The sequence below is a fragment of the Undibacterium sp. GW821-FHT07F11 genome, from assembly GCF_059418665.1.
Genome location: NZ_JBWKQH010000003.1, coordinates 700,760 through 724,692, shown reverse-complemented (window position 1 = coordinate 724,692; position 23,933 = coordinate 700,760). Strand labels below are relative to the sequence as shown.

At 49.8% G+C, this 23,933-nt stretch carries 20 protein-coding genes; 14 read left to right on the top strand and 6 right to left on the bottom strand.

Features of this window, described 5'->3' with window-relative positions; all coding sequences use genetic code 11:
- The first annotated feature begins 399 nt into the window (after window positions 1-399).
- The 6 genes from AC07OI_RS10590 to AC07OI_RS10565 all read left to right on the top strand — a co-directional run bounded on the left by AC07OI_RS10590 (window position 400) and on the right by AC07OI_RS10565 (window position 8,449).
- Window positions 400-843 (top strand): hypothetical protein, encoded by a 444-nt coding sequence (locus AC07OI_RS10590; protein WP_495257171.1) that lies wholly within the window; start codon window positions 400-402, stop codon window positions 841-843.
- Between the two features lie 494 nt (window positions 844-1,337).
- A complete protein-coding gene (locus tag AC07OI_RS10585) occupies window positions 1,338-2,165 on the top strand; it encodes an ABC transporter permease (RefSeq protein ID WP_495257170.1) in 828 nt (275 codons plus the stop codon).
- A complete protein-coding gene (locus AC07OI_RS10580) occupies window positions 2,155-3,483 on the top strand; it encodes an ABC transporter ATP-binding protein (RefSeq protein WP_495257169.1) in 1,329 nt (442 codons plus the stop codon). The genes AC07OI_RS10585 and AC07OI_RS10580 overlap by 11 nt, the downstream gene beginning before the upstream one ends.
- Before the next feature lie 51 nt (window positions 3,484-3,534).
- Window positions 3,535-6,042 carry a methyltransferase gene (locus tag AC07OI_RS10575; protein ID WP_495257167.1) on the top strand — a complete coding sequence of 836 codons (2,508 nt, stop codon included), beginning with the start codon at window positions 3,535-3,537 and terminating at the stop codon, window positions 6,040-6,042.
- A gap of 41 nt (window positions 6,043-6,083) precedes the next feature.
- A complete protein-coding gene (gene wecB, locus AC07OI_RS10570; RefSeq protein ID WP_495257166.1) occupies window positions 6,084-7,238 on the top strand; it encodes a non-hydrolyzing UDP-N-acetylglucosamine 2-epimerase in 1,155 nt (384 codons plus the stop codon).
- Window positions 7,235-8,449: a glycosyltransferase family protein gene (locus AC07OI_RS10565; RefSeq protein ID WP_495257165.1), complete on the top strand. Its 1,215-nt coding sequence runs from the start codon at window positions 7,235-7,237 to the stop codon at window positions 8,447-8,449. Before wecB ends, AC07OI_RS10565 begins: the two co-directional genes overlap by 4 nt.
- Before the next feature lie 8 nt (window positions 8,450-8,457).
- On the opposite strand, the gene AC07OI_RS10560 is transcribed toward AC07OI_RS10565, so the two are convergent.
- From AC07OI_RS10560 to AC07OI_RS10550, 3 genes are all read right to left on the bottom strand, one after another.
- Window positions 8,458-9,495 (bottom strand): acyltransferase family protein, encoded by a 1,038-nt coding sequence (locus AC07OI_RS10560; RefSeq protein WP_495257164.1) that lies wholly within the window; start codon window positions 9,493-9,495, stop codon window positions 8,458-8,460.
- Between the two features lie 176 nt (window positions 9,496-9,671).
- Window positions 9,672-10,361 (bottom strand): Fe2+-dependent dioxygenase, encoded by a 690-nt coding sequence (locus tag AC07OI_RS10555; protein ID WP_495257163.1) that lies wholly within the window; start codon window positions 10,359-10,361, stop codon window positions 9,672-9,674.
- A gap of 52 nt (window positions 10,362-10,413) precedes the next feature.
- Entirely contained in the window at window positions 10,414-12,690 is a 2,277-nt protein-coding gene (locus AC07OI_RS10550) for a catecholate siderophore receptor Fiu (RefSeq protein ID WP_495257162.1), read from the bottom strand.
- A 356-nt stretch (window positions 12,691-13,046) separates the two neighbouring features.
- On the opposite strand from AC07OI_RS10550, the gene AC07OI_RS10545 reads away from it, so the two are divergent.
- The 5 genes from AC07OI_RS10545 (at window position 13,047) to crcB (ending at window position 16,120) form a co-directional block, all read left to right on the top strand.
- Window positions 13,047-13,571 (top strand): outer membrane lipoprotein, encoded by a 525-nt coding sequence (locus tag AC07OI_RS10545; protein ID WP_495257161.1) that lies wholly within the window; start codon window positions 13,047-13,049, stop codon window positions 13,569-13,571.
- Window positions 13,572-13,760: 189 nt separating this feature from the next.
- On the top strand, window positions 13,761-14,963 hold the full coding sequence (locus AC07OI_RS10540) for a molybdopterin molybdotransferase MoeA (protein WP_495257160.1): 1,203 nt from the start codon (window positions 13,761-13,763) through the stop codon (window positions 14,961-14,963).
- 42 nt (window positions 14,964-15,005) lie between these two features.
- On the top strand, window positions 15,006-15,263 hold the full coding sequence (gene moaD, locus AC07OI_RS10535; protein ID WP_495257183.1) for a molybdopterin converting factor subunit 1: 258 nt from the start codon (window positions 15,006-15,008) through the stop codon (window positions 15,261-15,263).
- 3 nt (window positions 15,264-15,266) lie between these two features.
- A complete protein-coding gene (moaE, locus tag AC07OI_RS10530; RefSeq protein ID WP_492706045.1) occupies window positions 15,267-15,743 on the top strand; it encodes a molybdopterin synthase catalytic subunit MoaE in 477 nt (158 codons plus the stop codon).
- Window positions 15,740-16,120, top strand: coding sequence for a fluoride efflux transporter CrcB (gene crcB, locus AC07OI_RS10525; protein WP_492706047.1), 381 nt, complete (start codon window positions 15,740-15,742; stop codon window positions 16,118-16,120). Before moaE ends, crcB begins: the two co-directional genes overlap by 4 nt.
- Window positions 16,121-16,151: 31 nt before the next feature.
- On the opposite strand, the gene AC07OI_RS10520 is transcribed toward crcB, so the two are convergent.
- Complete coding sequence (locus tag AC07OI_RS10520; protein ID WP_495257159.1) at window positions 16,152-17,096, bottom strand: phytanoyl-CoA dioxygenase family protein; 945 nt, start codon at window positions 17,094-17,096, stop codon at window positions 16,152-16,154.
- A gap of 248 nt (window positions 17,097-17,344) precedes the next feature.
- Between AC07OI_RS10520 and pip the strand changes: the two genes are divergently transcribed.
- The gene (gene pip, locus AC07OI_RS10515) at window positions 17,345-18,310 is read left to right on the top strand and encodes a prolyl aminopeptidase (protein ID WP_495257158.1); all 966 of its coding nucleotides are present in this window, start codon (window positions 17,345-17,347) and stop codon (window positions 18,308-18,310) included.
- 38 nt (window positions 18,311-18,348) lie between these two features.
- Here pip and AC07OI_RS10510 read toward each other — a convergent pair whose 3' ends face one another.
- A complete protein-coding gene (locus tag AC07OI_RS10510; protein WP_492706052.1) occupies window positions 18,349-18,891 on the bottom strand; it encodes a hypothetical protein in 543 nt (180 codons plus the stop codon).
- Between the two features lie 117 nt (window positions 18,892-19,008).
- On the opposite strand from AC07OI_RS10510, the gene clpB reads away from it, so the two are divergent.
- Complete coding sequence (gene clpB, locus AC07OI_RS10505; RefSeq protein WP_495257157.1) at window positions 19,009-21,612, top strand: ATP-dependent chaperone ClpB; 2,604 nt, start codon at window positions 19,009-19,011, stop codon at window positions 21,610-21,612.
- A 124-nt stretch (window positions 21,613-21,736) separates the two neighbouring features.
- On the opposite strand, the gene AC07OI_RS10500 is transcribed toward clpB, so the two are convergent.
- The gene (locus tag AC07OI_RS10500) at window positions 21,737-22,522 is read right to left on the bottom strand and encodes an AraC family transcriptional regulator (RefSeq protein ID WP_492706056.1); all 786 of its coding nucleotides are present in this window, start codon (window positions 22,520-22,522) and stop codon (window positions 21,737-21,739) included.
- Window positions 22,523-22,661: 139 nt separating this feature from the next.
- Here AC07OI_RS10500 and AC07OI_RS10495 point away from each other — a divergent pair, with 139 nt between their 5' ends.
- Window positions 22,662-23,894 carry an MFS transporter gene (locus AC07OI_RS10495; protein WP_492706058.1) on the top strand — a complete coding sequence of 411 codons (1,233 nt, stop codon included), beginning with the start codon at window positions 22,662-22,664 and terminating at the stop codon, window positions 23,892-23,894.
- Window positions 23,895-23,933 lie beyond the last annotated feature (39 nt).

Genomic DNA, 23,933 nt, shown 5'->3' with positions numbered 1-23,933 from the left:
CCACACAGCTCTTGTCGGTAGGGGCTGAGCGCAGCGCATACCTCCATTAGATTGTTGGGGAGCCGCTTGGAGAACAACACCTTGTCGTTGTCATCTGAGACGACTACAAAACTGTTGTTCGAATGAAGGTCTATGCCACAAAATAACATGCCGTTCTCCTTTGATAAAGTAGGTTTGCACCGTAACTTTATCTCTCAGTGCTTGCCGAAGGGGGACGGCTAGATGATTATCAATTCAGCTAGCAAACGCACAGAGATGGCTTTTCGGATTGGTTGATTTTGCTTGTTTGCCCTGTTTGTGAGGTACCCTGACTTTTTCGCACACTCTCGTTTGTTAAAATAATCGATTAGGAGAGATAATGAGATACATCGTGAAATTCGTTTTGATTGGTTGGACTTCATGAGTCTCAAGTCCAATATTGTCAAACTTGTTGCTCGTTGGAGATCTCAAGACATTGGGATACATCCTCCATTTCCGAAGGAAGTTGTACACCAAATTTTTAATGGTATCGGTGCTCATGCCACAGACGACGTTGTCGTGTTGTATGAGTCTCTTGGTGGAATGCCAAATATGAATGATGACAATTGGCGAATTTGGTCTCTACAAGAAATTTCGGATGCGAATCATGATTTGTCAGCATGTGGGATCATTTTTTCAGACTATCTTCTAGACTGCTATCATTTCCGACTAAAGCCAGTTTCAGAGGCTGTATCGGAAGTCTGGGTTGATGGCTTCGATAATCGCCTACCTGTTTGTGTCGCAAAAAGTTTAGATGATTTTTTTGAGCGCTATGTCATTTCGCCTGAATCAGTGCTCAATGCGCCATTTAGACATGAAAAATAACTTTGAAGAAATCAGATAGCTGTCAGATCAAATCGCGGCTATTGCAAATCGACGCCAACAATTGCTGCAACAACTTCATCCCATTTTGTGGTTGACGAATCACACTGTATTCAACACGGCTATCGATCCCATAATTTCACATGTGTACAAATTGCATACAATTGCACGACACTTGTTAGAAATACTCTTTATCACCTCTCCCTATAATCCCCATCTGAAACAGTGTGCGTCAGTTGCATATCTGTGATGCTCAATAGATTTGCGTTTGCATGATGTGAACTTGTACGAGCTCTTATGCATGAGTCTGGCCTCTGGTCGCCGGACAGGGGAGCAGTGCATGTATTTGTGCTGCGAAAATTAATTACTTCAACTTGTTCAAGCCTTGGACATTCTTTATCCCTGCAGGGAGGATGAGTTTCGTCTGTGCTTTTTTCAGGTAGATGTCGGTAGCTCGCGGCTCTCAGTACGCTGCGATTTTTTTTGAAATGAATTGAATGAATCCACACGCAGTACCGTCCATTACACCTTTGAGTTTGTTCAACTCATTGCGCCTGCATCGCAGGCTCATCGCGAGTTTGATACAGCGTGAAGTGCTGATGCGTTATCAAGGGTCGTTGCTGGGTTTGTTGTGGTCCTTTTTTAATCCTGTGCTGATGCTGGCGGTTTACACCTTTGTATTTAGTGTGGTGTTCAAGGCGCGCTGGGCTGGTGGGTCTGAATCGAAGACGGAATTTGCACTTGTATTGTTTGCGGGTTTGATGGTGTTTGGTTTGTTTTCTGAATGCGTGAGCCGTGCACCTGGTCTGGTGGTGAGCAATGTGAATTACGTCAAGAAGGTGATTTTTCCTCTGGAGATTTTGCCTGTAGTGGTGATGGGGGCTGCTTGTTTTCACTTGATGGTCAGCTTTACAGTCTGGCTGATTTTTTATTCGATATTTTTTGGTGTGCCGCCTGCGACGATTTTTATCCTGCCTCTGGTTTTGCTGCCGCTGGTTTTGTTGAGCCTGGGTGTGAGCTGGCTGCTGGCTTCGTTGGGTGTTTTTATTCGTGACATACATCAGGTGGTGGGTGTTGCCGTGTCAGTGCTGACATTTTTGTCGCCGGTGTTTTATCCAATAGCGGCTTTGCCGGATGGCTTTCGTGCCTTGGTTCAAGTCAGCCCTTTGACGCAGGTGATAGAGCAGAGCCGTGACGCCATGATCTGGGGTAAGCCGTTGGATTGGCAAAGCTGGCTGGCTTATTTTTTATTGTCTGGTGTTGTTGCCTGGCTGGGTTTTGCCTGGTTTCAAAAGACGCGCAAGGGGTTTGCTGATGTCCTCTAAGTTTTCTATCAAGGTAGAGCAACTGAGCAAGTGTTACCAGCTCTACGACAAGCCGCAGGACAGGTTGAAGCAAATGCTTTTATCTCGTTCCAAGACTTACTACCGGGAATTCTGGGCTTTGCGAGATGTGTCCTTTGAGATTGTGCCGGGTGAGACGGTGGGCATTATAGGTCGCAATGGCAGTGGCAAGTCCAGCCTGTTGCAAATGATATGCGGCACACTGTCGCCAACATCTGGCGCGGTGGCGACGCATGGCAGGCTGGCTGCCTTGCTGGAGCTGGGGGCTGGTTTTAATACCGAGTTTACAGGTCGCGAAAATGTTTTGCTGAATGCGGCGATCCTGGGTTTCCCGCAAGAGCAGATGCTGGAACGTATGGGCGAGATACTGGCCTTCTCAGAGCTCGGTGACTTTCTGGATCAGCCGGTCAAGACCTATTCCAGCGGCATGTATGCGCGCCTGGCGTTTTCGATTGCGATTCATGTTGATCCTGAGATTTTGATCGTGGATGAGGCGCTGGCTGTGGGCGATGCCCGCTTTGTTGCCAAATGCATGCGTCGTATCAAAGATATACAAAAAACTGGTGCAAGCATTTTATTTGTCAGCCATGACGTCAGTTCAGTACGCACTCTGTGTGACCGCGCCATCTGGCTCGATAAGGGACGCATGCTGGAGCAGGGCGATGTCTTTCCTGTGACTGGGCGTTACATGGAAATGATGTTTCAGGATGATGATGCCAGCGATGATGACGAACATGAAGCCATGCATGCTGCCAATGTCCCTGTGTTGGGAAATGCACTGACTGAAGTGGCCGTGGAAGATGTTGCACTTGATAGTAGGCCAGTTACTCACTGGGGCTCACATAAGGGTCTGATACTTTCTGCTGCCGTGCTGGATGCCAGTGGCGCGCGTCGCGATGTCCATGACTGGGGCAAAAGCATGGAGATCAGGATCAGCCTGCGCATACCGCAAAGCATAGACAGAGAACATTTAAGCGTTGCTGTCTCCATCAAGGATTTAAAAGGCAGTGACCTGATCGTTTCGACTACTCATGATTTTGAAACCAGGCGATTGCCGGACGATGAAGAATTTGAAGTCAGCTTCAAACTCATCAACCCACTGGTCACTGGTAAATATCTGCTGGTTGCCGCGGTAGAAAATCGCCTGCACCGTGACATTCACTACTACGAATACATAGAGGGTGCGCATTACTTTTCTTCACTAGCGGATCAGCGCTTTTTTGGTTTGTTTCAACCGCCGATCTCGCAAGAGATTGTTGCGCCTGCACTCGACCTGAAGCTAAAAAAACTGGCTGCCTGAAGGTGATCAAGCACTCTTCATCAAAATTAATCAGTGATAGATAACACGAACATGCAAACAGAAATTAATTCCCGCGCTTATTGGGATGCGCGATTTGAAAATGATTGGGTCGCTTGCAAGGGCGATAAACAATCGCGTTTCTTTGCCAGCATCGCCATTCAGCAATTGCCAGACTGGTTGCTGGATCAAATCCGGCAAGAGAAATTAAGCGTGGCGGATTGGGGTTGTGCACAAGGAGATGGTACTGATGTTTGGGCCAGCTATGTACCGGCTGATCAGATTAAGGGTGTGGATTTTTCTGCTGCGGCGATACAGCAGGCGCATACACGTTATCCCGCCCTGGAGTTTGCAAATACGGACTGGCTGGCGTCATCTGCATCAGATCAGGACGCATTTGATGTAGTATTTTCTTCGAATACGCTGGAACATTTTCATCAGCCTTACCAGGTTTTGCAAACGCTGAGTCAGCGGGCGAAGAAAGCGTTGGTTCTGGCTTTGCCTTACCGTGAGATGGAGCGTGAGAGCGAGCATTTCTATTCTTTCTTGCCAGAGAATATTCCACTACAACTGGAAAATGGTTTCAACCTGATCTGGGCCAAGGTGCTGGATTGTCGTCCTTTGCCAGATAGCCTGTGGCAGGGGGAGCAAATCATACTGATGTATGCGGATATGAACTGGCTTAAGAAACTGGGCTTGCGCCTGAGTCATGTGCATATGATGCAAACAGATGTGCAATCTGAATTGCTTCAATTGCAAACTTCGCTGAGCGAATATCAACTGCAATTGCAGTTTGCACAGCAAGCTCAAAAATCGCTTGAGTTGCAAAGCGTGCATCATGAGCACATGTTGTTGCAACATGAAAGGGCCTGTCAACAGCAGCAACTGGATATCGCCGAATTGCTTTTGAAATGTGAAAAACTACAGCAAGACATAGACAAGAAGGTGCAACAGATACTCGGCCTGAAAGATCAATTGGTGAGTCGTGAACATGCATTGCAAGCGCAAGGCAAAGCTCAATCCGAGTTGCAGAGTTTGACAGACAGCCTGCAAAAGAAAGCGGATGACTACGACAAGCTGGTTCAGCAATTGGACCTTCGTGATGCGCAAATCAGCAGGCTCAATCTGGATGTGCATTACAAGGAGCAAGCTATCAGGGAGATGACGCAGTCTTACTCCTGGATATTGACGCGGCCCTTGCGTTTTACCGGACAGTTCTTTCAAAGCCCTGGGCGCGCCTGTTATGACCTTGCCAAATTCATGTTCTGGCGTTTGCCAGCAAAAATGCGCTGGGCATTGCATGGCCCAAGACATGATTTTGTACGCTGGGTGAGAGCGTCAGCTTTACCTCTTAATACAACGCAGTTGGTGGCTGCAGGAATTCCGGCAATCGCTGGTAACACAAGCACACCTGTCGCTGTAAAAATGGTAAAAAACACAGATTTGAGCTGGCCTGAATTTCAACAAAAAGTATTGTCGCGCCGCGCAGATTACAAGGGCATCTTTGTGCAGGAACTGGTGATTGACTGGAATGTACCTTTGTACCAGCGACCACAGCATATCGCTGCTGCCTTTGGCCGTCTTGGCTATCTGGTGATTTACCGCACTGACAATTGGGCAGGTGATGATGTGCAGGGCTGCAGGGAAGTGGCGAAAAATGTCTGGATCACCAACCGCCATGAAGTCAATCAATTGCAGGATGTGGTGCGCTCCTTGTATTCAACTGCCTATGCTAATACGCCAGAGCTGTTACTGGAAAACGGCAGGCGTGGCACGCTGGTGTATGAGTACATAGATCATATTGACCCGCAAATCAGCGGCGATGCAGAAAACGTGCGCCGTTTGCTGGCACTGAAGGATTTCGCTTTCAATGGCGGCGCAGATTATGTGGTGGCATCTGCCAAAAAACTGCATGAAGAAGCCGTTGCTGCAGTCGGCGCAGATAAAGTCATCCTCGCACAAAACGGTGTGGATACTGCGCATTACCGTCACCCCAAACACTTGAGTACGCCGCTGCCGCAAAACCTGCAAAATTTTCGCGCCAAATACAGCAAGGTAGTTGGCTATTTCGGCGCGCTTGCTCCCTGGCTGTGGTATGAGGCTGTGGCTGATCTGGTTGCCAGTCGCCCTGATCTTGGCTTTGTGTTTATCGGGCCTGATTACTACGGTGGTTCAGACAAACTGGTGAAGGCTGACAATCTTTTGTATATGGGGACGGTGGATTATCAAATCCTGCCAGCCTATGCCCGTCAGTTTGATGTTTGTTTTATTCCATTCGCCCCCGGCGAAATCGCCCGTACCACTTCACCCCTCAAATTATTTGAATACTTTGCGCTGGAAAAACCTGTGGTTGTGACCAGGGATATGGCGGAGTGTGTCGCGTTTGAAGAAGTATTTTCTGGCAACAGCGTGGAATCTTTAAGCACTGCGCTGGATGCCGCCTTTGCGGTGAAAGATGCCCCTGAATTTACCCAACGCCTGGCTGATCTGGCGGATGCCAATGACTGGGATTGTCGGGCCAGGGCGATGGAAAAGGCATTTCAAAAATCTTCACTGCATTGAAATGCATGGACAGTAATTTCTGAATCTGAAAGTAAATCATCATGAAAAAAATATTGTGTGTCGTTGGTACCCGTCCTGAAGCCATCAAGATGGCCCCCGTTATTCTGGCCTTGAAGCAAGAACCCTGGGCGCAGGTAAGGGTACTGGCAACGGCACAACATCGCCAGATGCTGGATCAGGTGCTGTCATTTTTTGATATTGAAGCTGATATTGATTTGAACATGATGCGCCCTAACCAGTCATTGACGACACTCACTGGCCGCATGTTGCTGGATCTGGATGCGGTCTTGTTGGAAGAGAAACCGGATGTGGTACTGGTACAGGGGGATACGACAACTGTCATGACGGTATCGCTGGCTTGTTTTTATCACCGCATACCTATTGGTCACGTTGAAGCGGGCTTACGTACATGGGATAAGCAAAATCCATTTCCAGAAGAAGCAAACCGGGTATTGACCGGCCGCCTCGCTCAATGGCATTTCGCGCCAACAGAAAACTCACGCCAGAATCTCTTGCGTGAAGGTGTGGCAGATAGTGACATCATCGTAACTGGCAATACAGTGATTGATGCCTTGCTGATGACGGCGGAGCGTGAGCTGAGCCTGGGTTTGGAACTGGATGCAGGCAAACGCATGGTACTCATTACTTCACACAGGCGTGAAAATTTTGGTGAACCCTTCGCAGATATCTGCCGTGCCATACTCAAGCTGGCACAGGATAATCCAGATGTACAATTCCTTTACCCTGTGCATCCAAACCCGAATGTCAAGGAAGTTGCCCATGCAACGCTTGGGGAGAGTGCCAATATTCATTTGTGCGCACCTCTGGACTATGCGCCTTTCGTGGCTGCGATGAAGCGTGCTTATCTGATCATCAGTGATTCTGGTGGGGTGCAGGAAGAAGCGCCAGCGCTGGCCAAGCCTGTGCTGGTCCTGCGTGAAGAAACGGAAAGGCCAGAAGCAGTAGAGCAGGGTGTGGTGAAGCTTGTCGGCGCAAATTACGACAATATCGTCGCAGAGACACAAAAATTGCTGGATGATGAGCTTGCCTATAAGGAGATGGCAAGAGGTGTATCGCCCTATGGCGATGGCCTGGCAGCCGGGCGGATCGTGCTGGTACTCAAGCAATACTATGCAGCTCAGGATAATTCTACCGATAGTGATACCGAAGCTGCACTTGAAGCCGAGCCTGCATGATGCGCCTCGTCTACCTCTCGCCTGTTCCCTGGAACAGCTTTGCCCAAAGACCCCACCAGTTTGTGCGCTGGTTTCACCAGCAATTCAACGCCAGAGTATTGTGGGTAGACCCGTATCCTACGCGTTTTCCAGACATGAGCGATGTACAACGTGTGCTGGCTTCAAAATTTGCGCAGGTATCTGCTGTTGCTGGCACAGTCAGGGATAAAGAAAATCCAGAAAAAGCGGGCTGGCTGACACTGGTCAAGGTTCCTGCCTTGCCGATAGAGCCTTTGCCTGCTTCCGGATTTTTGCAGCAATGGTTTTGGCGCAAGGCCATGGCGGAGATAGATGCATTTGTCGTCAATGGCAAGGCACAGATAGTTGTTGGCAAGCCATCCAAGCTGGCCTTGCAGGTGCTGGCGCGTTACCCTGAGATGTCCTCCATGTATGACGCGATGGATGATTTTCCGGCCTTCTATGAAGGCTTGTCCAGCAAGGCCATGGAGCATACAGAGGGCAAGCTGGCTGCCAGGGTCAATAAGATAGTGGTTTCTTCCAGCGCCGTTTCTCGTTTTTCTGATCAGGCTGACAAACTGAGCCTGATCCTGAATGCCTGTGACAGTGATAACCTGCCACCTGCATTGCCAAGGTCAGAGCAGTCACCCGTCTATGGTTATGTGGGAACGATAGGGCACTGGTTCGACTGGGATGCAGTCGTGAAGCTTGCATCGTCCCTGATCAACACTGAGCCGCGTGCCCTTGTGCGCCTGATAGGGCCTGTGTTCACGCCGCCACCTTGCGCATTGCCAAAAAATGTACAAATCCTGCCGGCATGCAGCCATGCGCGTGCCATGCAGGCCATGCAGAAATTTTCTGTAGGCTTGATACCGTTCAAGCGAAAACTGCTGACGGCCTCAGTTGATCCTATCAAATATTATGAATATCGTTCGCTGGGAATACCGGTATTGTCGTCCGACTTTGGCGAGATGTCTTTGCGGGCAGATGAGGACGGGGTGTTTTTATACAACGGGGATAGTGATTTTACGACTTTGCTCAAGACTTGCCTGCGACATCGCAGCAGTGTAGATGGTCTTAGCAAGTTCAGAGCAGATAATTCCTGGGCCGCTCGTTTTGCCGGATTGATACCGCTGTTTGATGCCAGTGCTGATCACAGGGGTCGTAGGAGATCGGCCACCAGGCTTGAGCAATTCGCCTGGCAACGTGCCTGATTTTTGTGTTAACGCTCAAACCGGGTTTTTAAGTTCAAGAACCAGGATTCATAATAGCGAAAGCTGATGCTGGCAAGGATGGTCGTCACAATCAGCGTCAGCAAGAAAACCGCAATCCCTGGTTCATTAATCTGCAAGACAGCAAAAAGTTTGGTGACAAAGTTTTTGCACAACATGTGCAGCATATACATGCCATAGCTGATCGACCCCAGATAGGCGATGGGTTTTAATGACAGTATGGGGGCCAGAGGATGGTGCTCCTGAATCACGCAAGCCCCAACCAGCGCGGCAAACAATATTGAAGCAACAAAGCCAGGTAATACACTAGTAAGCAAGACAGCCAGTAGTGCTATGAAGAGCAGGGGCACTGACCATGCCTGACCAAGGATGCGATAGAGCCAGGTAAAATGCGTTTCATTGTTCAAGCCGATCGCCAGCAAGGCACCGATGACGATGGGCAATTGTATGATATCGAATGCATGTAGCCCTGCCATTTGACTCGCTACGCAAACTGCAATGACACTGATCAGGATGATACTGGCTCTGGTGACGGAACCCGCCAGTAACAAGAGTGGTGGCCACACCAGATAGAACTGTTCTTCCGCTGCCAGTGACCAGGCAAAATAAAAGATCACCCGTCCATCCAGGGCGACGAAGATATTCGAGGTGTAAGTCGCAAAGTAGATGAGGTTGTGAAAAAAAGCCTGGCCTACTTCGGAATGTCTTTCCAATGCATAAACCAGTAGAATATACAGCGCCAGTGTGCCGTAATACAACGGGAAAATGCGCAGTGAGCGGCGCAAGTAAAATGCCTTGAGGTCTATCTTGCCATTGCGCTCACGTTCTCTTAACAGCAAGGTCGTGATCAAAAAACCGCTGATGGCAAAGAACAATTGCACACCCTGCGCGCCTATGGCCGCCAGTATTTCATTGATGCCTGCAGGCGCAGTGTGATGCCAGATGACGGCGATGATGCTGATGGCGCGCAAGCCATCCAGGGATGCAAATCTCTTATTCGACAGATAATCGGCAAACGGCTTAAACATCCACGCTCCTGGCAGACTGGCTGGTGTGCTTGTCTAGTTTCATGTTTGTCTGGTCTGAGTGCGCTGGCTGGAATGGAGAGTCTTCGGTTAAGGCAAGTTTACCTTTAAGTAAGAAAGCCCGTATGGAAATTTATCTTTGCGGGCTTTGCTGTTTAATTTGCAAGCGACAAGCAAGCTCAGGTCTCTGACCACATGCGCAAGAGATTGTGGTACTGGCCTGTCAGGCTCAATACTTCTGCACTATCACCAAGCAAGCTGCGCAGGCGGGTGATGTTCTGGTCCATTTCAAACAGCATGGTACGGCGAGCGTCGTCGCGTATCATGCTTTGCGTCCACAAGAATGAACATACACGCTCACCACGGGTGACTGGCAAGACCTGGTGCAGGCTGGTGGAGGGGTAAAGTATCAAGTCACCGGCAGGCAATTTCACTTCATGGGTGCCGTAGGTATCGACTACCTCAAGTTCGCCGCCATCGTATTCTTCCGGGTCACAGAGGAACAAGGTGGAAGATACGTCGGTACGCAAACTGTAGTTGACATTGGCGGCAGTGGCGACATTGCGCACCGCGCCGTCTACATGCAGGCCATAGTGTTCACCACCGGCATAAGAGTTGAACAGTGGGGGGACGATGCGCAAGGGTAGCGCAGCGGCAAAGAACAGGGGATTATTTTTTAATGCAGCCAGAACGATGTGACCCAGTTCTTGTGCCAATGCAGAGTGCTCAGGCAGTTGACGGTTGCGTTTTACCTGCGCGCCTTGTGCGCCTACAGTTTGCTTACCATCAACCCAGTTTGCTGCGTCCAGCCTTAGTCTTATTGAGCTGACTTGCTCACGGCTGAGCACGCCAGGTATATGTAACATCATTACGAATGCTCCAGAAAAAAGCCCCTCCAGGAGAGGGGCCAGTTTGATTGCTTTAGAATTTTACATTTGCTGTCAGGCTGACCGCTCTTGGTGTACCTGGAGTATAACGGTAACCACTCTTATTGATGGCAGCAACATAGACTTTGTCTGCAATGTTATTGATGTTCAATTGCAGGTCTATATTTTTGTTGATGGCATAGCTGGCCATGGAATCAAATACCCAATACGCTTCAGTCTTTGCCGGTGTGCCGACTGCGCCATCAGTGCCGCGCAACAGTGCATCAACAAAACGAGCGCCACCGCCAATTTTGATACCCATAGGTAACTGGTAAGAAGTCCAGGCCGTGAAGCTTTGCTTAGGTGTGTAGCTCAGGTTGTTGATGCCGCTGGCAGTCACCAGTGGGCCACTTTCAACACTGGTATCCATGCGCGTGTAACCTGCGCTGACCAGCCAGTTGCGGTTGATCGCGCCTGTCACGCCCAGCTCTACACCTTGCACGCGTTTTTTGCCTGTTTGGTAGTACAGCAAGTCTGTCAGGTTCTGTACGACTTCATTGGATACTTCGGTACGGTAGATCGCTGCTGTGAAAGACAGTTTCTGCTCCAGCAAATCCCACTTGGTACCAATTTCCATATTCTTGGTTTCTTGCGGATCAAACTTTGGATTGGCGGCGCTGCTGGCAGATGCGCTCAAGGCAAAGTTGGAGCCACCAGGCGGCTGCTTGGAAGTGGAATACGATGCATAGACACTGCTGTCCTTGGTTGGTTTATACAATGCCCCCAGTTTGAAGTTGACCAGGTTGCCGGCCATGTTCAGGTTGGTCGGTATTAATGTGCCAACTGGTAAAGTGGGATTGGCCGTAGCAGTGGACAAGCTGGCGGCGGAATAGTCTGTCGTGTAATGGTCAATACGTACACCTGCGTTGACTTGCCACTCAGGGCTGAATTTGATCGTGTCAAATACGTAGGCGCTGGCAGTATTGGTTGCGCCACGGGTGAAGACGGCATTACGTACCGGGTTCAGGCCAGTGACCGGGTCACGTGGATTTGGATTGTAGAAATTAGCTGCTGGCAATGTACCCAGGCCATCATTGCCCCAGGTATTTTGTTTTTCGCTGGTGATTTCAATGCCGCCGACCACGCTGTGTTTCAGGCCGCCCAAATCCAGGTCTGCCACCAGGTTAGTCTGGTTGGTCAGGATTTCATTTTCCTGGTCTTTTAACGTGCGGGTACCGCGCGCCAGTGTCCAGGTAGACAGATCAGTTACTGAGGGTGTCAACAGATTGGCAGTTGAACCCATGAAAGAGGTCAACAGGTAATGCTGGCTGGTTTTGCCGTAGCGTGCTGTATTGATCAGTTTTACCTTGTCGCTGAAGTCATGTTCAATGCGGCCAGTCAGCATGTCAGCTGTGACTTTGTCAAAGTCATTGACAGAGCCGTAGAAATTCTCTGGATTGACTTTAGGTGCAGTACTGATGAAAGGGCGTTTTGGGTCCGGGCTGGTATAGCCAGGCAGACCTACTGTAGGTACGCCACCATCAGGTACATTGTCTTGTTGCACATGCAGGTAATTCAGATAGAAACGGGTAGGCGACTTCAGGCCAAAGGCGAAGGATGGAGCAACACCCCAGCGCTTATTTTTGAGTTCATTACGGCCAACCACGCCACTATCCTGATCCACGACGTTCAAACGGAATGCAGAACCTTGTTCTGCACTGATAGCCTTGTTCCAGTCCAGTGCAATACGTTTTTGGCTGCCACTGCCGATAGTTGCATTGCCCAGGATGGCATCATCAAGAGTTGCCTGTTTGCTGACCAGGTTGACGGAGCCTGTAGGTGCGCCGCGGCCACTGTCCGTGCCGGCAGGGCCTTTCAGTACGTCGATTTGTTCAATGTTGAACAAGTCACGGGAAATCGAGCCTAAATCACGTACACCATCTACATAAATGCTGCTGGAGGCATCAAAGCCACGCATGTAGATGCTGTCACCAGTGCTGGTGCTACCATTTTCACCGAGGAAGAAAGCGCCAACGCCTGGCGTATTGCGCAGGGCTTCAGTCAGTGTCAAGGCACCTTGCTGATCAATGAGTTCGCGTTTGATGACAGTAATAGTCTGAGTAGTATCTACCAGCGGCTGAGTGTATTTAGGGGAAGATGCTTTGTCTGCCTTGAAATCATTCTCGGTTTTTGCGGTAACTTTAACCTCTGGCAAAGCAGGGTCAGCTGCGTGGGCGGCGATAGGCAGCAAAAATGCTGCTGCGGCAACTGTCATCGTGTGATTGATGCGCGAATTTAAATTAGTGTGTTTGCGACTCTTGATGTGAACCATGATATTTCCTGGATGATAATGAAAATAAAATACCGCTGGCTTTTCTTCAAGAATGGCTGAGGTAGGAATGTAAAAAAATCAGAGCGTAATTGTAACGAAATGAAATGTGAAAGTAAATGATAATCGTTCTTATTAGTATTTGATTCGTATCAGTTGCGACGCAAATGTCCTGGAAATGGTCTATGGTGCAATTGAATACGGGAGTAAAAACGACTTGGAAGCAATGTCTTGATTGATTTTCTTTTTGATAAGAAATTGTAAGTGATTGTTATTTCGAGAGATATTTCGGCGCATCCAGTCAACAATAAGCTTGCTGTCGCGTTAAGTGACTACATTACCTATTTTCGGAGTTCATCATGCGCAAGCTTACTATCCTGACTACCATCGCAGTTGCGGTTGCACTGACAGGATGTGCGGTCCAGCGTTATCCTGCTCAAACGCAGAATCAGTATCCTCAGCAATATCAGACCCAGCAGCAATATCCGGCTTATGGGCAAAACCCTCAGAATTATCCTGCGCAGCAATATCAAAATACCTATGTGGACACAGCGGTTATTGTGGGCATGCGTGATGTGAATGTTGGTAGCGGCGGCTCTTCTGGTGGTGGTGCAGTGGTGGGGGCTTTGCTTGGTGGTGTACTTGGTCATCAGGTCGGTAAAGGCACTGGGCGTGATCTTGCTACTGTAGGTGGGGCGATTGCCGGCGGCGTTATCGGTAATGAAATGGAGCGCAATTCCACCCCAAGACGCAAGCTGGAATTGACTTTGCGTCTGCCCAATGGCGACCAGCGTGCAGTACTGGTTGAGCCAAGTAATTATTATCGTGTAGGCGACAGAATCAGAGTGACTTATCAGAACGGTCAAATGGTCCTGGCACCCTGAGCGTGCATGCCACGATGGATTAGACCCGTCTTGACTGTATTGAATAAAAAATCCACATGCTTCATTGCGTGTGTTTTTTTTTATTTTCAGATTTCATATAAAGCTTAGTGGCGCTCTCATAAGTCAATCGCCGGGACTCAGGCTACAATGCAGCTTAATACTACATAAGCTGAAGTGGAAATCTGAACTATGTCCAAACCCATGTTAAGCGCCAAAGAGGCGCTGGATTTTTTATTGGCAGCCGTGCGCCCCATTGAAGAGAGGGAAACGCTTGCAACAATCGCCTCCAATGGCCGCATTCTTGCTCAGGACCAGTCGTCTTTATTGAACGTGCCACCTGTGGACAATACACAGATGGATGGCTATGCCGTGTGTGCCAGTGATTGCGTCAGTGGTGAGACTCGTTTGCGAATTTCACAAAGGATACCGGCTGGTCATGTCGCCCAGGCACTGGAACCAGGTACGGCTGCGCGCATTTTTACTGGCGCCATGATACCTGAGGGGACAGATGCGGTTGTCATGCAAGAGCAATGTCAGGCAGACGGTGATTTCGTGACTATCAAGCACCAGCCGCGGGCCGGTGAGTGGGTGCGTCGCCAGGGGGAAGATATTCAGGCCGGTGCCACTATATTGAAAGCAGGCACACGTTTGCGGGCGCAGGAGCTGGGATTGGCAGCCTCAGTAGGTCTGGCGCAATTACCCATATTACGTCAGCCCAGGGTTGCCGTATTTTTTACCGGTGATGAACTCACTATGCCGGGCGAGCCCTTGAAGCCAGGGGCCATCTACAATTCCAACCGGTTTACCCTGACGGGCTTACTACAAGACCTGGGTTGCGTGGTGACGGACTATGGCATCGTGCCAGACAAGCTGGATGCAACACGTGATACCTTGCGCCGTGCCAGTCAGGGCCATGATCTCATCATCACGTCCGGCGGTGTGTCAGTAGGTGAAGAAGACCATATACGTCCGGCCGTTGAAGCTGAAGGTAGCCTGAACATGTGGCAGATAGCCATGAAGCCGGGCAAGCCTTTGGCTTTTGGTGAAGTGGGCAAGGCATTCTTTATGGGTTTGCCGGGTAATCCAGTTTCCAGTTTTGTTACTTTCTTGCTGTTCGTACGACCATTTATCCTGCGTATGCAGGGTGTGGAAAAGGTGGCACCTGCTGCTTACCAGATGCGTGCCGATTTTGACTGGCTAAAACCAGACCGACGCAATGAATTCTTGCGTGCCCGACTGAATGCGGATGGTGGCCTGGATTTGTTCCCCAATCAAAGTTCTGGCGTACTGACTTCAACAGTCTGGGGCGATGGCTTGATCGATCTTGCGCCAGGTCAGGGCATACGCAAGGGCGAACTGGTACGATATATTCCCTTTGGCAGCCTGATGTAATCTGTCTGGCTTTGCTTGCCCATATTTCTAGTGTTTTAGATGATGAATATACAATTACGTTTTTTTGCCAGTGTCCGTGAAAAATTGGGCATGTCTGAACAAAAAGTAGTCTTGCCAGAAGGTATAAGCACAGTAGGCGAAGTCAGGTCCTGGCTAGCCGAGCGTGGTGATATCTGGGCTGAAGTATTGGCGCCAGGACGCGCTTTGCGGATGGCGTATAACCAGCAAATGTGTGAACCGGATACCGCTATCAGTGAAGGGGCGGAAGTGGCTTTCTTTCCGCCGGTTACCGGGGGGTGATACATGATTATCCGGGTACAAACTGCTGACTTTGATCTGAATACCGAACTGGTGCAACTGCGTCAAGGCAATCCTGGCATAGGTGCCGTGGTCAGCTTTGTTGGCCTGGTGCGCGATATCAACGATGGGCAGGATATCAGCGCTATGGAGTTGGAACATTATCCAGGTATGACAGAAAAAGCGCTGGAACAGATCGTCGCGCAAGCGCAGGCACGCTGGGATTTGATCAATACCCTCGTGATCCACAGGGTAGGTCCCTTGCAACCGCAGGATCAGATTGTTCTGGTGGCAGTGGCGACACGTCATCGTGGCGATGCTTTTGCTGCCTGCGAGTTCATCATGGATTATCTAAAGACCCAGGCACCTTTCTGGAAAAAAGAACAAACGTCAGAGGGTGCGCGCTGGGTAGATGCACGTGAAACTGATGATCTGGCCTTGCAAAAGTGGAGCCCGCCAACAAAAGCAGGAGAGGCTGCATGAGCTGGCTGGGTGCATTGGCGGTAGGTGTCGGAGCTGCAATCGGTGCCTGGTTACGCTGGGCTTTGGGATTGTGGCTGAATGGTGTTTTGCCCCTGTTCCCGGTTGGGACCCTGATCGCCAATCTTGGAGGCGGTTATGTCATTGGTTTTGCTGTTGCTTTTTTCTCTGCCAACCCGCATCTCTCACCTGAGTGGCGGCTGTTCCTGATTACCGGTTTTCTGGGTGGCTTGACGACTTTCTCCACATTCTCAGCAGAATCCATGAGCCTTTTGCATCGTGGTGACTATGGCTGGGCTTTGCTGCATAGTGGTGCCCATTTACTGGGTTCCATTGTGTGTTGTTTCGCCGGCTTTGCCAGTTATAAAGTGATTGCCTGACCGACTGTCTGATGATGCGCCAGGTGCGCGATCAACGCCAAGCTTCATGTATCTGCAAATGACTGGGCAACATATTGATGTATTGCACAATGCGTGGTTTTCTGCCGCGATTGGCGCGGCTGCCGTGCGGCAGGGCTTGGTGCCAGATGACCAGGTCACCAGCTTTGCCACCTACCGGCATTGATCCCAGTGCATGTAAATCCTGCTCTCTGGGATTGACATCGTCAGGCAACCCATCCAGCCATGCAGCCAGCCGTCGATGAAAGCCAGGAACCAGTGTCAGCGCACCTTGCTCAGGTGGGGTATCGGTCAGGTACAGTACACCTTGCGTTGCAAATGGCACTGGCTGCTGCAAACTTACATCCCAGTGCAGGTCCGGGCCCTGAAAGACATGACCCGGTTTTTCAGGAACATTGAAGCTGCAGCGGTCGGTTGTCGCCCACAAATCTGCAGTTCCCCATAATTGCGCAAATGCTTTGTGGATGCGTAACGAGCGGCGGTTTTTTTCAAATGCGGCAGACTGGAATAACTGCACCATGATATTGGCATGTCCCTTGTGGTACCAGGATGTTTCATCGTTTTCACGTGCATCCAGAGCATCCCAGATGGTCTGGGCAGCCATTTCGCAGTCTGTGTCGGGTACGGCATTATGCAAAATAACAAAACCATGCTCTGACCAGTGCAGCATGTCTTCTTCACTCAACACCTCAGGCATGTTATTCACGTTCTCAAACAAGCTTGAGACATCGTGCGGGAGTGCAGTGCCGTGATGCAAATTTTGCAGGCGGGCGATGGCGCTACTGGGCGGCAGGCCTGCTGTTTGTACAATCCATGCCTCGAAATCTGCAAAGGCTGGCTGGTTTTGTGAAAGATACTGTGCTGTTTGTTCCAAACCCAACCCAAGCACATGCAATAGCAAACGATCCCTGTGAGATTCAGGATCATGTCCAGTACCTTTGCCATTCAGGACTGCCATTGTACGTGACCAATAGCTATAAAGGCCCGGGACATGTAATTGTTCACGTCCATTCAAGTTCGCGTGGATATCTGATAAGGGCATGATGGGCGGTGAATGTGAAAACAACATCATAAAAAATAAAAGTCTATACTGCAATACACAAACAGATGTTGCAATATTGCCTATTGCTTCTCAATACACATGGGTATAATCCCCGCTAACACTCTGAGCTACCTTATCCATTTCTTCTCTATTCTTTTATCTATATGAGCGCTGATACAAGTTCTTTATTTCCTGCCATAGAGCCGTACCGTACAGGCATGTTGCCAGTCGATGATACCCATACCCTGTACTGGGAAGAAAGTGGTAATCCTGATGGTCAACCCGTAATTTTTCTGCATGGTGGGCCAGGTGGAGGCACAGCGCCAAATCACCGTCGTTTTTTTGACCCTGCGCATTATCGCATCGTACTGTTTGATCAGCGTGGTGCGGGAAAATCCCTGCCTTTAGGTGAATACCGCAATAACACCACGGCTTTGCTGGTGGACGATATAGAAAAAATCCGCGTCATGCTGGGCATAGAACAATGGCTGGTTTTTGGCGGCTCATGGGGTTCTACATTGGCGCTGGCCTATGGTGAGACGCATCCTGAGCGTTGCCTGGGTTTTGTCCTCAGGGGCATTTTCCTGTGCACCAAGGCTGAGGTGGAATGGTTTGTGAATGGCATGAAATGGTTCTTCCCGGAGGTGCATCAGCGCTTTGCCGAAGGCGTGCCAGCAGAAGAGCGCCACGACTTGCTGCAAGCTTATGCCAAACGCTTGTTCAGTGACGATCCCGCTATTTATACGGAAGCCGCACGTAACTGGAGCCGTTATGAAGGTTCTTGCATCTTTTTGCTACCGCAGCCAGATACCATTGCTGATTTTGAATCAGACGCCATGTGCATAGGCCTGGGCAGGCTGGAGGCGCATTACATGATCAACGGTGCCTTCATGCGCGAAGATCAGTTGATTGAGGATATAGACCGCATCCGTCACTTACCTGCTGTCATCGTACAAGGCCGCTATGATGTGGTTTGCCCGCCAGTGACTGCACACAGGCTGCACCAGGCCTGGCCAGAAGCAAGTTTGCAGATGATCGCTGACGCAGGCCATTCCGGTGGTGAGCATGGTATTGCTGCTGCACTGGTAGAGGCAACCAATCAATTTAAAAAATCCGGCAAATTCGATTAAGATTTTGCCGCTTGCTTTGTTTGGCTTTGCTATTCAACTCAGTTCAGCATACCCGCCGGAGGTGCCTCCGGCGCGTTGGCCAGCATTTCCAGGGTGAAGCCCCAATCTGCGTTTTCCACGGCATCCTGGAATAATTTGCAAAAACCATGCAGCAAACGCTTGCCCATGGCAATTTCAAAATTCTTGCCACCGGCTACTGTAAATTCCATCCTGAATGGCAGTTTCGCATGGACATGAAATTGTATATTCTCTGGCAACATGGCTTCTTTACCCAGAGGCCAGCTTTCAACATCATCTTCGAGTGGCGCATTGAAATGGCCACTATCCTTCATTTCCGCCACTGAAGCTTCATGTTCCATTTGCACCAGTTCTGAACTGGCATGGGCGGCACTGGGTTTGCTCATCTTGACTTGTTTGCCCATGGCCTCCAGCAAACCAGGCCAGAACTTCATGGTTGTGCGGCGGGTAAACAAGAGGTCTATTTCTTGTCTGGCCGATTTATCTTTTTCTGCAAACGAGAGTTTGAGCAGTAGCCTGTCCTGATCGGGAAGATAAGTAATTTGTATCTGATGTAAATCCATGTGGTCTTTGATATAAAACAAACATCGTGAAATGCACTGCGAGTTTAGCTTTGCCTATTCTTGAAATTAGCTGGCCTGCCCCAAATTGTATGCTAACTAATTCTTCAGGAGAGAGTCATGCGGCTCGATAAATTAACCACCAAGTTACAAGAAGCGCTCGCCGATGCGCAAAGTCAGGCAGTCGGCAATGATAACCAATACATAGAACCTGTGCACGTCTTGTTGGCATTAATCAACCAGGACGATGGTAGCAGTCATTCCCTTTTGCAAAGGGCAGGGGTGAATGTGACCGCATTGAGTAATGCCTTGAAAGCGGCCTTGGAAAGACTACCCAAGGTCAGTGGTACAGATGGGCAGGTGCAAGCCGGGCGCGAACTCGTGGGTTTGCTGAACCTGGCCGACAAAGAATCACAAAAACGCGGTGACCAGTTCCTTGCCAGTGAGATGATTTTGCTGGCATTGACAGAAGACAAGTCAGAAGCAGGTAAACTGGCACGCGAAAGTGGTCTGACACGTAAAGCACTGGAAGCTGCCATTGCCGCAGTGCGTGGCAGCAATAATGTTGATAGCCAGGATGCCGAAGGGCAACGCGAAGCCTTGAAAAAGTATACATTGGACCTGACTGAGCGTGCCCGTCTGGGTAAGCTTGATCCTGTCATTGGCCGTGATGATGAAATTCGCCGCGCCATCCAGGTTTTGCAGCGCCGCAGCAAGAATAATCCTGTGTTGATCGGTGAGCCTGGTGTCGGTAAAACCGCCATCGTTGAGGGACTGGCCCAGCGTATCGTCAATGGTGAAGTGCCGGATAGTCTGAAATCCAAGCGCGTTTTGTCGCTGGATATGGCGGCCTTGCTGGCCGGTGCCAAATACCGTGGTGAATTTGAAGAACGCCTGAAAGCCGTGCTCAAGGAAATTGCCATGGATGAAGGCCAGACCATCGTTTTCATCGATGAGCTGCACACCATGGTAGGCGCAGGCAAGGCCGAAGGTGCGATGGATGCTGGCAATATGCTCAAGCCTGCGCTGGCACGCGGTGAGCTACATTGCGTAGGCGCAACCACGCTGGATGAATACCGCAAGTACATAGAAAAAGATGCCGCTCTTGAACGTCGTTTCCAGAAGATTATCGTTGATGAACCTAGTGTAGAAGCAACCATAGCGATCCTGCGTGGCTTGCAAGAGAAATACGAAGTCCATCATGGTGTCGATATTACTGATCCGGCGATTGTTGCAGCGGCAGAATTGTCACATCGTTACATTACCGACCGCTTCTTGCCAGACAAGGCAATTGATCTGATCGACGAGGCGGCAGCCAAAATCAAGATAGAGATAGATTCCAAGCCTGAGGTCATGGACAAGCTGGACCGTCGCTTGATACAACTGAAGATAGAGAAGGAGGCTGTCAAGCGCGAAAAAGATGAAGGCTCCAAAAAACGCCTGGTCCTGATTGAAGAAGAGATAGGTAAACTGTCACGTGAATATGCCGACCTCGAAGAAGTCTGGAAGGCAGAGAAAGCGCTGGTACAGGGCAGCACCCATATCAAGGAAGAGATAGAAAAAATCCGTCTGCAAATGGATGAGGCTAAACGCCGTGGCGACTGGCAAACCATGTCTGAATTGCAGTACGGTCAATTACCTGAGCTGGAAGCACAGCTTAAGCAGGCTGATACCCAGGCTGACAAAAACCAGCAAGATGGCAGCAAGATGAAACTCTTGCGCACGCAGGTAGGTGCTGAAGAAATTGCAGAAATTGTGTCCCGTGCAACTGGCATACCGGTATCACGCATGATGCAGGGTGAACGTGAGAAATTATTGCATATGGAAGACGCCTTGCATCAACGTGTCGTCGGCCAGCATGAAGCGATTACCGCAGTGTCTGACGCCATTCGTCGTTCGCGTTCTGGTCTGGGTGATCCTGGCCGCCCTTATGGTTCTTTCCTGTTCCTCGGACCTACCGGTGTCGGTAAGACGGAGTTGTGCAAGGCGCTGGCGAATTTCATGTTTGATACGGAGGAGTCCTTGATCCGTATCGACATGAGTGAGTTCATGGAAAAACACTCGGTTGCCCGTTTGATAGGTGCGCCACCGGGCTATGTTGGCTATGAAGAGGGCGGTTACCTGACCGAGGCGGTAAGACGTAAACCGTATAGCGTGATTTTGCTGGACGAAGTAGAAAAAGCGCATCATGATGTCTTCAATGTGTTGTTGCAGGTACTTGATGATGGTCGCATGACAGATGGACAAGGCCGCACGGTGGACTTTAAAAATACTGTGATCGTCATGACATCGAATCTGGGGTCGCATCAAATACAGGCCATGGAAGGCAGTGATCCAGAAGTCATCAAGATGGCTGTCATGGGTGAAGTCAAAACCCATTTCCGCCCTGAATTCATTAACCGTATTGATGAAATCGTGGTCTTCCATGCACTCGATGCAAAAAACATAGGAGCGATTGCCAAGATACAGCTCAAGACCCTGGAGCAGCGTTTGCGTCAGATGGACATGGGTTTGCAGGTCAGCGAGGATGCACTGCAAAAAATCGCCGAGGCCGGTTTCGATCCTGTGTATGGCGCAAGACCTTTGAAACGAGCTATCCAGCAAGAGATAGAAAATGTCTTGTCCAAACTGATATTGCAAGGCAAATTCGGGCCTAAGGATATTATTGCAATTGATGCCAAAGACCATGAACTGGTATTTAGCAAAGGCGGGGAACTCGCCTGAAAACGGATTGAACTTGAGGATAGATTACCGGTCTATACCTTTGTAGGAAAGCAAGTTGGGGCAGCGTGTAAATGCTGCCCTTTTTTTATCTGGAATTATGCAAGACATGTATCGCAGTGCCAGCTTACTTTTGCTTGAAAAAACTTGAAGGGGATTCACCAAAGGTTTTTTTGAACATGGCAGAAAATGCCGACTGACTGGCATAACCAAGTTCAGACGCCACTTGCGACAAAGGCATGCCGCTGGTAATTAATGGCGAAGCCTTGGATAAACGCATTTGCTGACGCCAGGCAGTGAATGACATATCGAGTTCTTGCTCAAACAGGCGTGACAGAGTGCGCGAAGATGCCCCCACTTGTACCGCATAATCTTCCATTGTCAGACCTGAAGCCGGGTCTGCCAGCAAAATTTCACACAGATTTTTAAGCCGCTTATCCTTGGGCATGGGCAGGCGTATAGGCAGTGCTTTTGCTGCTTGTAATTCATCCATGATGACCGCAGCAATATGAAATTCACGTGGGCTGGCGACTTCTATCACTTCCATACAGGCAATCAATTCCCTGAGTAATGGCGAAACTTCAAGTACCAGGCAATCGGTACCGCGAAAAGGTGCAAAATCGGCATGAATGTTCAGCAGTCGTAGATGCGAGGGTTCTATGATGCGTACCTCATGCGCCACATTTGGTGGTATCCAGATTGCTCTTAGGGGCGGCACAAACCAGGTGTTATTGTTTGCCAGTATCTGCATCATGCCCTGGGGCGTATAGGTGAATTGCCCCCAAGTGTGGCTGTGCATGCTGATGATTTCTTCTGTGGGCAAATTCCTGGCGGCCAGACGCACCGGACGCTCAGACGATGGTCGCTTGTCTGGCGCCTGGGGGCGGGTATCGGTGAGGATGTCAATTGCCATGATAAATCCTAATTTGGCGGAAATGCGATAAAGTTTGTCTACCTATCTTAAATCAGACTGGGTGAATTTGCATACACTGCTTACTTGAAAAACGTGCTTTGCCACGCGAAGAGTATTTGGAAACAGGAGAGGACTTTAAATGACGACAGCAGCGACAGCCCAGACAGCGCCGGAGGATGTGAAAAAGGATGTGATGGTGATCAGCCTGGTGGGCCTGGCACACGGTATTTCCCATTTCTTTCACATGATACTGGCCCCTTTGTTCCCCTGGATTAAAGATGCATTCAGCCTGTCTTTTGCCGAACTGGGTTTGCTGATGACAGTATTTTTTGTCATTTCTGGCATTGGCCAGGCCCTGTCGGGTTTTATCGTCGATAAGGTTGGGGCCAGGGCGGTTTTGTTTTTTGGTATCAGTTGCCTGGGCGTGGCTGCCCTGGTGCTGTCGATGTCGCAAAATTACAGCATGCTGTTGATGGGTTCCATGCTGGCTGGGGTGGGCAATAGCGTATTTCATCCTTCTGATTACACTTTACTCAACAAAAAAGTATCGACCCAGCGCTTGGGCTATGCATTTTCCGTTCATGGCATTACTGGTAATCTGGGTTGGGCGGCGGCTCCCGTGTTTCTGGTGACCATCGCTGGTTTGACGACCTGGCGCACAGCCTTGTTTTGCGCAGCTTTCCTACCTTTTACTGTTTTGGCCATTCTGGTTTTTTACCGTGACTTATTGCGTACTGAGGTGGTGCAGCATCAAAGTGCAGCGCATGTAGCTAAAGCTGCCGAAGGCGCGATGGATTTCATGCGTATACCTGCGGTGTGGATGTGCTTTGGTTTTTTCTTCATGATTGCCATGGCACTGGGCGGTATACAAAGCTTCTCGTCAGTCAGTTTGCGTCAGATGTATGACATGTCGCTGGGTTCAGCCACGACGGCCTATACCTTGTACATGCTGGCTTCGGCAGCTGGCATGTTGTGGGGTGGTTTTCTGGCGGCTAAAACCACCCATCATGACAGGACCATTACGCTGGCGTTCAGTTTCGCGGGGATTTTCTCGCTGATACTGGCCAGCGGCGCTGTCAATGCAGGCATCGCTGTTTTGCTGATGGGGGCAATAGGTTTTGGTTCCGGTGTCGCCGGGCCTTCACGCGATTTGATGATACGTGCTGCAGCGCCCAAAAACGCCACAGGCCGTGTCTACGGCATTGTGTATTCGGGCCTGGATTCTGGTCTGGCAGTAGCACCATTGATTTTTGGTGCCATCATGGATGCACATCATCCTTCCTGGGTATTTATCTGCGTTGGCTTCTTCCAGGTGTTGGCAATCTTGACGGCTGTCAATGTCGGCAGCAGGACCAGGGCATTGGCGGTTTGAGTATTATTGCTTAGCTGGTTAGAATGAAGCTCCAAACTA

What these genes read in the sequence shown, in the direction of transcription:
- pip (WP_495257158.1), top strand. Translation starts at nt 17,345, where the DNA reads ATGAGCGCTGATACAAGTTCTTTATTTCCTGCCATAGAGCCGTACCGT.
- AC07OI_RS10550 (WP_495257162.1), bottom strand. Translation starts at nt 12,690, where the DNA reads ATGGTTCACATCAAGAGTCGCAAACACACTAATTTAAATTCGCGCATC.
- AC07OI_RS10560 (WP_495257164.1), bottom strand. Translation starts at nt 9,495, where the DNA reads ATGTTTAAGCCGTTTGCCGATTATCTGTCGAATAAGAGATTTGCATCC.
- AC07OI_RS10590 (WP_495257171.1), top strand. Translation starts at nt 400, where the DNA reads ATGAGTCTCAAGTCCAATATTGTCAAACTTGTTGCTCGTTGGAGATCT.
- crcB (WP_492706047.1), top strand. Translation starts at nt 15,740, where the DNA reads ATGAGCTGGCTGGGTGCATTGGCGGTAGGTGTCGGAGCTGCAATCGGT.
- AC07OI_RS10575 (WP_495257167.1), top strand. Translation starts at nt 3,535, where the DNA reads ATGCAAACAGAAATTAATTCCCGCGCTTATTGGGATGCGCGATTTGAA.
- AC07OI_RS10580 (WP_495257169.1), top strand. Translation starts at nt 2,155, where the DNA reads ATGTCCTCTAAGTTTTCTATCAAGGTAGAGCAACTGAGCAAGTGTTAC.
- AC07OI_RS10555 (WP_495257163.1), bottom strand. Translation starts at nt 10,361, where the DNA reads ATGATGTTACATATACCTGGCGTGCTCAGCCGTGAGCAAGTCAGCTCA.
- moaD (WP_495257183.1), top strand. Translation starts at nt 15,006, where the DNA reads ATGAATATACAATTACGTTTTTTTGCCAGTGTCCGTGAAAAATTGGGC.
- AC07OI_RS10545 (WP_495257161.1), top strand. Translation starts at nt 13,047, where the DNA reads ATGCGCAAGCTTACTATCCTGACTACCATCGCAGTTGCGGTTGCACTG.
- clpB (WP_495257157.1), top strand. Translation starts at nt 19,009, where the DNA reads ATGCGGCTCGATAAATTAACCACCAAGTTACAAGAAGCGCTCGCCGAT.
- AC07OI_RS10500 (WP_492706056.1), bottom strand. Translation starts at nt 22,522, where the DNA reads ATGGCAATTGACATCCTCACCGATACCCGCCCCCAGGCGCCAGACAAG.
- AC07OI_RS10565 (WP_495257165.1), top strand. Translation starts at nt 7,235, where the DNA reads ATGATGCGCCTCGTCTACCTCTCGCCTGTTCCCTGGAACAGCTTTGCC.
- AC07OI_RS10510 (WP_492706052.1), bottom strand. Translation starts at nt 18,891, where the DNA reads ATGGATTTACATCAGATACAAATTACTTATCTTCCCGATCAGGACAGG.
- AC07OI_RS10585 (WP_495257170.1), top strand. Translation starts at nt 1,338, where the DNA reads ATGAATCCACACGCAGTACCGTCCATTACACCTTTGAGTTTGTTCAAC.
- wecB (WP_495257166.1), top strand. Translation starts at nt 6,084, where the DNA reads ATGAAAAAAATATTGTGTGTCGTTGGTACCCGTCCTGAAGCCATCAAG.
- AC07OI_RS10520 (WP_495257159.1), bottom strand. Translation starts at nt 17,096, where the DNA reads ATGGCAGTCCTGAATGGCAAAGGTACTGGACATGATCCTGAATCTCAC.
- AC07OI_RS10540 (WP_495257160.1), top strand. Translation starts at nt 13,761, where the DNA reads ATGTCCAAACCCATGTTAAGCGCCAAAGAGGCGCTGGATTTTTTATTG.
- AC07OI_RS10495 (WP_492706058.1), top strand. Translation starts at nt 22,662, where the DNA reads ATGACGACAGCAGCGACAGCCCAGACAGCGCCGGAGGATGTGAAAAAG.
- moaE (WP_492706045.1), top strand. Translation starts at nt 15,267, where the DNA reads ATGATTATCCGGGTACAAACTGCTGACTTTGATCTGAATACCGAACTG.